Source organism: uncultured Brevundimonas sp., from assembly GCF_947305955.1.
In the GTDB taxonomy this organism is placed as follows: domain Bacteria; phylum Pseudomonadota; class Alphaproteobacteria; order Caulobacterales; family Caulobacteraceae; genus Brevundimonas.
This window is the reverse complement of record NZ_CAMZFB010000003.1, coordinates 103,190-109,704: the sequence shown is the minus strand read 5'-3', so window position 1 is coordinate 109,704 and position 6,515 is coordinate 103,190. Positions and strand designations below refer to the sequence as shown.

The window sequence follows — 6,515 nt, the reverse complement described above, 5'->3', positions numbered from 1 at the left end:
CGACGGTGGACGCCGAGCGTCTGAAGGCGGCGTTGGGACAGGGGCGCAAGCTGGTGGTGATCGGCGGCGGCTATGTCGGGCTGGAGGCTGCGGCCTCGGCGCGGGCGCTGGGTGCGTCTGCGGTTATCCTGGAGCGTATGGACCGCGTGCTGCAACGCGTGGCTTCGCCGACCCTTTCGGCCTTCTACACCCGTCGCCATTCCGAAGAGGGCGTCGACATCCGCACCAATGTCGAGGTGACGGCGGTGTCGGCCCACACGGTCACTCTGGGCGACGGTCAGGTACTGGAAGCGGATGCGGTGCTGGTAGGCATCGGTGCCATCGCCAATGACCATCTGGCCCGCGAGGCCGGACTGGAATGCAATGACGGCATCATCGTCGACCTCGACGCCCGCACCAGCGATGCCAACGTCTTTGCCGTGGGCGATGTGACCCGCCGCCCGCTGCCGCACTATGAAGACATGATGTTCCGTCTGGAGAGTGTGCCCAATGCTCTGGAACAGGCGAAACAGGCCGCAAGCGCCATCACGGGCCGCCCGCAACCCGTGCATGAGGTGCCGTGGTTCTGGTCGGACCAATACGACGCCAAGCTCCAGATTGCGGGCCTGCCATTCGGCTCCGATGGTCAGGTGGTGCGCGGCGATCCCGACACCGGCAACTTCGCGGTCTTCCACCTGAAAGGCGACAGAATCGTCTGCGTCGAAGCCGTCAACGCGGCCCAGTCCTTCATGTTCGGCAAACAGGCCATCGGCAAGGCTCTGGCCATCAACCCCGAAATCCTCGCCGACGAAACGGCACCGATCAAGAGCGCGGTCGTGGCCTGATCGCAACCTCCCTGTCAGCTTAGTTGCAGGGGAATACGTCCATGAGGGCGAACATAAGGATCATACCGAGAGGATCGGAGTCTTCTGGAGACTCCTTCTCGATGTACCGATCGAGAATGGACACGATCTGGTCTTCAGTCAGGGCCAGTTCGGGAGGGGCGCAGTAAAGCTTGACGCCGTGAGTGAGCTCGGCCGAGGCATTTGCCCATTTGAAACCGTTCTCGACGCCGCTGATGTAGAGTCTGATCAGCTCGTTCTTGATTTCGTCGATCTTTGACTCGCGGTAAATCTGGATGTCGGGATCAGCCTTGGCATCCAGTGGAGCGGCTAGCGTGAGTGCCGCCGTGAGCGCAACCACAAGGTGTTTGATTTTCATGATGAAGCCCTCCTGAAGGCGTAGCCTAGCGGGCACCCGGTAACGCCGCAATCGGCTCAATCTTCCGCCGGCACCGCCACCTTCATGCCGTCCATCTCGTCGGTCAGGATGATCTGGCAGGAGAGGCGGCTGGCGGCGGGGGCGTAGTTGTCGCGCCAGTCCAGCATACCGCGTTCCATGTCCGAGGCGGGGCCGGTGACGGCCTGCCATTCGGGCAGGACGTGGACGTGGCAGGTGGCACACGACATAGCCCCACCGCACTCAGCCTCGATCCCCGGCACGCCGTCGCGGGTGGCATAGGCCATCAGGCTAGCACCGCTGTCGGCATCGACGACCTGTTCGGAGCCGTCGGGCTGGATGAAGGTGATGAAGGGCATGGATGGGACCTCGTGGCAGAGCCACTGGCCTATAGGGCCATGCCGCTTTCAACTCTAGCGCTACCTTAGGGAAGAGCCTCGCCATCCTGCGCACGCAGCCAGTTATGCAACCTGGTGGCGGCCAGCGCGCCGTGGCCCATGGCGACGCTGATCTGGTCCAGCCCGTCAACGACATCGCCCGCCGCATAGAAGCCCGCAATGTCGGGGCCGGTCACGAACCTGTCCGGTACGCAGCCCGATTCCGTGAGTTCAATCCCCAGCGCCGCCGCCAACTCTGCCCGTGGGGAACAGCCGAGCGCAGGATAGATGACGTCGAACTCCAGCGCATCCTGATCCGATAGTTTGACCTCGATCCTGTCGGAGTAGGGGATGATCCGGTCGAGCGCGCCGTGTTTGACCGTGATGCCCTCGCGATCCAGCGCCTCGATCTCATTCGGCTCAAGCTCTGAAAAGCTGAGTGGCATCAGGGTGATGTCCGATGAATAGCGACTGAGGAACAGGGCTTCGCCCGCGCCGTTGCTGTCGCAACCGATCACGCCGATGCGTTTGGCGGTGTGCTCATAGCCGTCACAGATGGCGCAATAGCGCAGGACATCGTCCTTGATGGCCTGTTCATGAATCGGGCGGGGCAGGTCGACCTCGTTCAACAGGATACCGGTGGCGAGGACGACGCCACGGACATGCCATTGCCCGCCGTTCTGGACCTGAATGACAAAGCCTTTGTCCTGCTTGCGGACGGTCTCGACCCGTTCCTCCACGAACTTGGCACCGAACTCGCGTGCGTGTTCGGTCATGCGGTCCACCAGATCGATACCGTTTACGCCATCCGGAAATCCTGGGGCATTGTGGGTGAGGGGAATGCGCAGGGCGCGGCTGTTACCATCGTGGATGACAACGACCTTGCGATGGTAGCGGGCGAGATAGAGTGCAGCGGTTAGTCCGGCGGGGCCGGCACCGATCACGGCCACTTCGTATTCCGTGTGCGTTGTCATGGGCGTCCTGAATTGTCCGAGGGAGGCGGTCCGGCCGACGTTCGGTCAATAAAGTCACGCTTCGGAAACAAGGTTCCGAGATAGGCGCGTCATCGCGTGAGGTACGCTGGGAACGACAAAAGCCCGCGCCATGTACCGGCGCGGGCTTTTGTCAAAATGCAGGAATATCGAAAGAAGTGCCTTCGGGACTATTTCGGAACTGTCTGCCAGATTTCGTCCAACTAGATCCCATTTAATCCAGCTGTGCATCAGACTGTTCAACAGACGCAGCTATTGAAAACACTGAAGAAAAATGGTGCCGGCGGAGGGGATCGAACCCCCGACCTTCGGTTTACAAAACCGCTGCACTACCGCTGTGCTACGCCGGCGCGGCCCGCCTTATGCGGACAGAATCTGTCAGACGCAATAGGGGGCGTGAGGGATGATCAGTCCAGAGCGTTACGGATACGCTCGGCAGTCGCTTTCAGGGCTTCGATGTCAGCCATGCTGGACTGCCCGTGACCGGCCATGGCCTTGCCTTCCCAGCGCGGGATGATGTGGAAATGCAGGTGGAATACTGTCTGTCCGGCGGGGGCACCGTTGAACTGGGTCACGATCATGCCGTCGGGCGAGAGGGCCTTATCGACGGCGCGGGCGGTGCGCTGGACTGCCGCCGTGATCTTGGCCAGAGCCTCGGCCTCGATCTCGAGGATGTTGCGGGCCTGCGAGGTCTTGGAGATGACCAGGGTATGGCCCTCGCTTTGCGGGAAGGCGTCCATGAAGACGTAGACGTCGTCATCTTCCCAAACCGGCACGCTCGGGATTTGGCCGCGCAGGATTTTGGCAAAGACGTTTTCGGTGTCGTACGTGCCGTGAAGGCTCATGGAAGGCTCCTCAGATTTGCGATCAGACTAACAGCGGAACGGGCACATGTTCCAGAGCGGGCGGGCGTCTAAATTTCGCTGAAGTCCGAATAGTTTGGAACTCGCAATTTACTGCTATCGTTATCTGCGGAGCGATGCTTATTGTCCCGCTCCAGTGATGGGGGATTCACCGAAATGAAGACACGTTCAATCGAGGACCTTTGCGAGATCGCCAAGGCTGGAGGCGGGCTGGTGCTGCATGCGGATGTGCGCCCGACCGAAGATCTCATCAAAATTGCAAGCAATCTGGCCGATGGCGCGCAGTTGACCCTGCACGGCATGATCCTGCGTCCGACCGAAGACCTGTGCGCGATTGCGCGGGCCGCCCCCGGTCGGGTGACGTTTCTAGCCTAAGGGCCGGATCAGGAGGGCTGGATCACCATGCAGGTGACGCGGCGGGCGGCGAGCGTTTCGCAAGCCGCCTTGGCCTTATCCTCGGTCATGCCTGTGAAGCGTGAACGATACCAGCCATTGGCCGACTGAACGTCCTTGCGGGCGTTCGACAGTTCGCTACGGAAGCGGCGGCTGACGTCGTCCAGCCAGCTGCGGGCCACGGTTTCCTCGCGGAAAGCACCGACCTGAACGCTCCAGCGACCGCTGGGGGCAGCCGGAGTGGAGGCGGTGTTGCGGCGCTCCGGTCGGCGGGCCGACGGCGGCGGGGTCACCTCGGTCGGGGTCGGGACCGTGGACGGTGCCGAGACGTGGGTGGCCTCTACGGCGGTGTAGGGGCGACCTTCACCTTCGGACGCATATTGAACCGGTTGGGCCGGAATGCCGAAGCCCTGGGCTTCGAAGAAGGCCTGGTTCGACGCAAAATGCTCACCGCGTGACTTGCGTTGCAGCAGGTCGAAACCTGTGTCGGTCAGCTCGGCCACATGGGCGTTGCGGCTGGCGGTCGAGCGGCCACCCATGACCACGGTGATGATGCGCTTGTTGTTGCGCACCGCCGAGGCGGCAAGGTTATAGCCCGAGGCATTGGTGAAGCCGGTCTTGATACCGTCATAGCCGCGGCCCGTGGCCAGCAGGCCGTTGGTGTTCCGGTAGTCGCGACCGTTGTAGTACCAGTCGTGCAGGCCGAGATAGCGATAGTATTGCGGATAGTCGCGCATCACGGCGCGGCTCAGGATCGCCAGGTCGCTGGCGGTCGTGTGCTGGCGGGTGTCGGGCAGGCCGTTGGCGGTGGTGAAGCGCGTGTTGCGCATACCCAGCTCGCGGGCCTTGGCGGTCATGCGGGCCGTGAACTCGGCCTCGTTACCGGCAATGTGTTCGGCAATGGCGACGGCCATGTCATTGGCGCTGCGGACGGCGGTCGCGCGCATGGCGTCATCGAGGCTGATGGTCTGACCGGCGGCGAGGCCCAGTTTCGAAGGCGGCTGCGAAGCGGCACGCGGCGACACGACCAGTTGGTCCGTCAGCTTCACGCGGCCTTCTTCCAGCGCTTCATAGGTCAGGTAGAGGGTCATCACCTTGGTGATGGAGGCCGGACGGCGGGTCTCGTCGGCAAAGCGCGAGAAGAGGACTTCGCCGCTGGAGGCATCCAGCACGATGGCGGCGTATTTGGAGTTGTCACCCGTCTGTGCAACCGGCGGCTTGGCACCGACAGTCGGAACCAGCGCCGAACAGGCGAGCAGTGCGGTGAACAGGAACGGCTTACGAAGAGCGGTAGTTTTCATCGGCAGCACTTAAGCCTCTTCACTGTGGCGCTTCGTGTGGGGGAAGGTCGAAGCGCGCGACAAGTTTGCACCATCACCGACAGGTCTTTCGACACAGTTAACAAGCCGTCAACCTATGGCGCGAGTGATCTTCTTAACCCGCCATTCCGGTTGAGGGTACCCCCGTTTTGCCGGTTTTGACATCTTATGTTGCGGCGCACAAAATCCTTGATTTCCGATCTCGCATGTGCGAAATAGGTATCGCTGTTCTTTTAGCGGGACCGTCCCGCGCGCGTTAACCCCCCCCCGATGCGACGTTGGAGATCTTAGAGATGACCGAAGCGACCGAAACCGTGAAGAAGACTGTCGAACAAGCCACTGCCAAGGCCAAGGCCCAAGCCGAAACCATCCAGAACGCCAGCGCCAAGGCTTTCAAGGACGGCGTCGAGCGTTCGATGAGCTCGTTCACCGAGCTGAACGCCCACGGCAAGAAGAACCTTGAAGCTGTGGTCGAGAGCGCTGCCGCCGCCCAGAAGGGGGCCGAAGCCCTGTCCCAACAGGTTCTGGCCTATGGCAAGAAGACCTGGGAAGACAACGTCCAAGCCGCGCAATCGTTGAGCCAAGCCCGTTCGGTGCAGGAACTGCTGGAACTGCAGACCGCATGGGCCAAGTCGTCGACCGAAGCCTATCTGGCCCACCTGAACAAGACCGCTGAAACCCTGACCGCCTCGGTCAAGGATAGCTTCCAGCCGATCAACTCGCGCGTCAGCGCCGTTGTCGAAGGTTTCCAGTCGGCCCGCTAACCTCCCATAGCGTTCGACTGTCAGAAGGCCCCGTCGCGATCCGCGGCGGGGCTTTTCTTTGTCTGCCGTATGGGAGGGCGCGCAATAGGCTTGGCTGTATTTGAAACCGAACGCTGTTGTCGGGGTTAAGCAGAGCAGTAACGCTTTTACGCTTAAGCTGGGTCACATCATCGTTGACTGGACGAGGCTTCAAATCAGGGCATCATCACCTATCTTCGAGTAACAACGACTAACAGACGGACTTCGAATGCCAATCAAGCGGTCAGGTGAACAGGGGCAGGGTGCCGGAAATGGTGCCGGAGCTGCCGTCGTCACCGAGACAAAGCCGAAGGTTCAGCGGCCCTCGCTCTATCGAGTGCTGATCCTGAACGACGACTACACGCCGATGGAATTCGTCGTCTATGTCCTTGAGCGGTTCTTTCACAAGAGCCGCGAAGACGCGACCCGCATCATGATGCACGTCCATCAGTTCGGGGTCGGGGTGTGCGGGGTCTACACATACGAAGTGGCCGAAACCAAGGTCGCCCAGGTGAGCGAGACCGCGCGTCGTCATCAACACCCGCTTCAATGCACCATGGAAAAGGACTGA

General features: G+C 61.4%; 9 protein-coding genes and 1 tRNA gene. 4 read left to right on the top strand and 6 right to left on the bottom strand.

The features are described 5' to 3' along the window. The coding region (locus tag Q0Y42_RS01845) for an FAD-dependent oxidoreductase (RefSeq protein WP_297799529.1) at nt 1–824 on the top strand (824 nt) is incomplete at its 5' end. A gap of 19 nt (nt 825–843) precedes the next feature. On the opposite strand, the gene Q0Y42_RS01840 is transcribed toward Q0Y42_RS01845, so the two are convergent. The 5 genes from Q0Y42_RS01840 to Q0Y42_RS01820 all read right to left on the bottom strand — a co-directional run bounded on the left by Q0Y42_RS01840 (nt 844) and on the right by Q0Y42_RS01820 (nt 3,432). Next, nucleotides 844–1,200 (bottom strand): hypothetical protein, encoded by a 357-nt coding sequence (locus tag Q0Y42_RS01840; RefSeq protein WP_297799527.1) that lies wholly within the window; start codon nt 1,198–1,200, stop codon nt 844–846. Between the two features lie 56 nt (nt 1,201–1,256). Next, the gene (locus Q0Y42_RS01835; RefSeq protein ID WP_297799526.1) at nt 1,257–1,577 is read right to left on the bottom strand and encodes a 2Fe-2S iron-sulfur cluster-binding protein; all 321 of its coding nucleotides are present in this window, start codon (nt 1,575–1,577) and stop codon (nt 1,257–1,259) included. A gap of 65 nt (nt 1,578–1,642) precedes the next feature. Next, nucleotides 1,643–2,569, bottom strand: coding sequence for an NAD(P)/FAD-dependent oxidoreductase (locus Q0Y42_RS01830; RefSeq protein WP_297799524.1), 927 nt, complete (start codon nt 2,567–2,569; stop codon nt 1,643–1,645). A 293-nt stretch (nt 2,570–2,862) separates the two neighbouring features. Next, a tRNA-Thr gene (locus Q0Y42_RS01825) sits at nt 2,863–2,937 on the bottom strand. A gap of 57 nt (nt 2,938–2,994) precedes the next feature. After that, entirely contained in the window at nt 2,995–3,432 is a 438-nt protein-coding gene (locus Q0Y42_RS01820; protein WP_297799522.1) for an HIT family protein, read from the bottom strand. Nucleotides 3,433–3,606: 174 nt separating this feature from the next. Between Q0Y42_RS01820 and Q0Y42_RS01815 the strand changes: the two genes are divergently transcribed. After that, nucleotides 3,607–3,825, top strand: coding sequence for a hypothetical protein (locus Q0Y42_RS01815; RefSeq protein ID WP_297799519.1), 219 nt, complete (start codon nt 3,607–3,609; stop codon nt 3,823–3,825). Nucleotides 3,826–3,833: 8 nt separating this feature from the next. On the opposite strand, the gene Q0Y42_RS01810 is transcribed toward Q0Y42_RS01815, so the two are convergent. Beyond that, the gene (locus tag Q0Y42_RS01810) at nt 3,834–5,144 is read right to left on the bottom strand and encodes a D-alanyl-D-alanine carboxypeptidase (protein WP_297799517.1); all 1,311 of its coding nucleotides are present in this window, start codon (nt 5,142–5,144) and stop codon (nt 3,834–3,836) included. Nucleotides 5,145–5,455: 311 nt separating this feature from the next. Between Q0Y42_RS01810 and phaP the strand changes: the two genes are divergently transcribed. Further along, complete coding sequence (gene phaP / locus Q0Y42_RS01805) at nt 5,456–5,926, top strand: TIGR01841 family phasin (protein WP_297799515.1); 471 nt, start codon at nt 5,456–5,458, stop codon at nt 5,924–5,926. A gap of 247 nt (nt 5,927–6,173) precedes the next feature. Then, nucleotides 6,174–6,515, top strand: a complete 342-nt coding sequence (gene clpS / locus Q0Y42_RS01800; RefSeq protein ID WP_297799512.1) for an ATP-dependent Clp protease adapter ClpS — start codon at nt 6,174–6,176, stop codon at nt 6,513–6,515.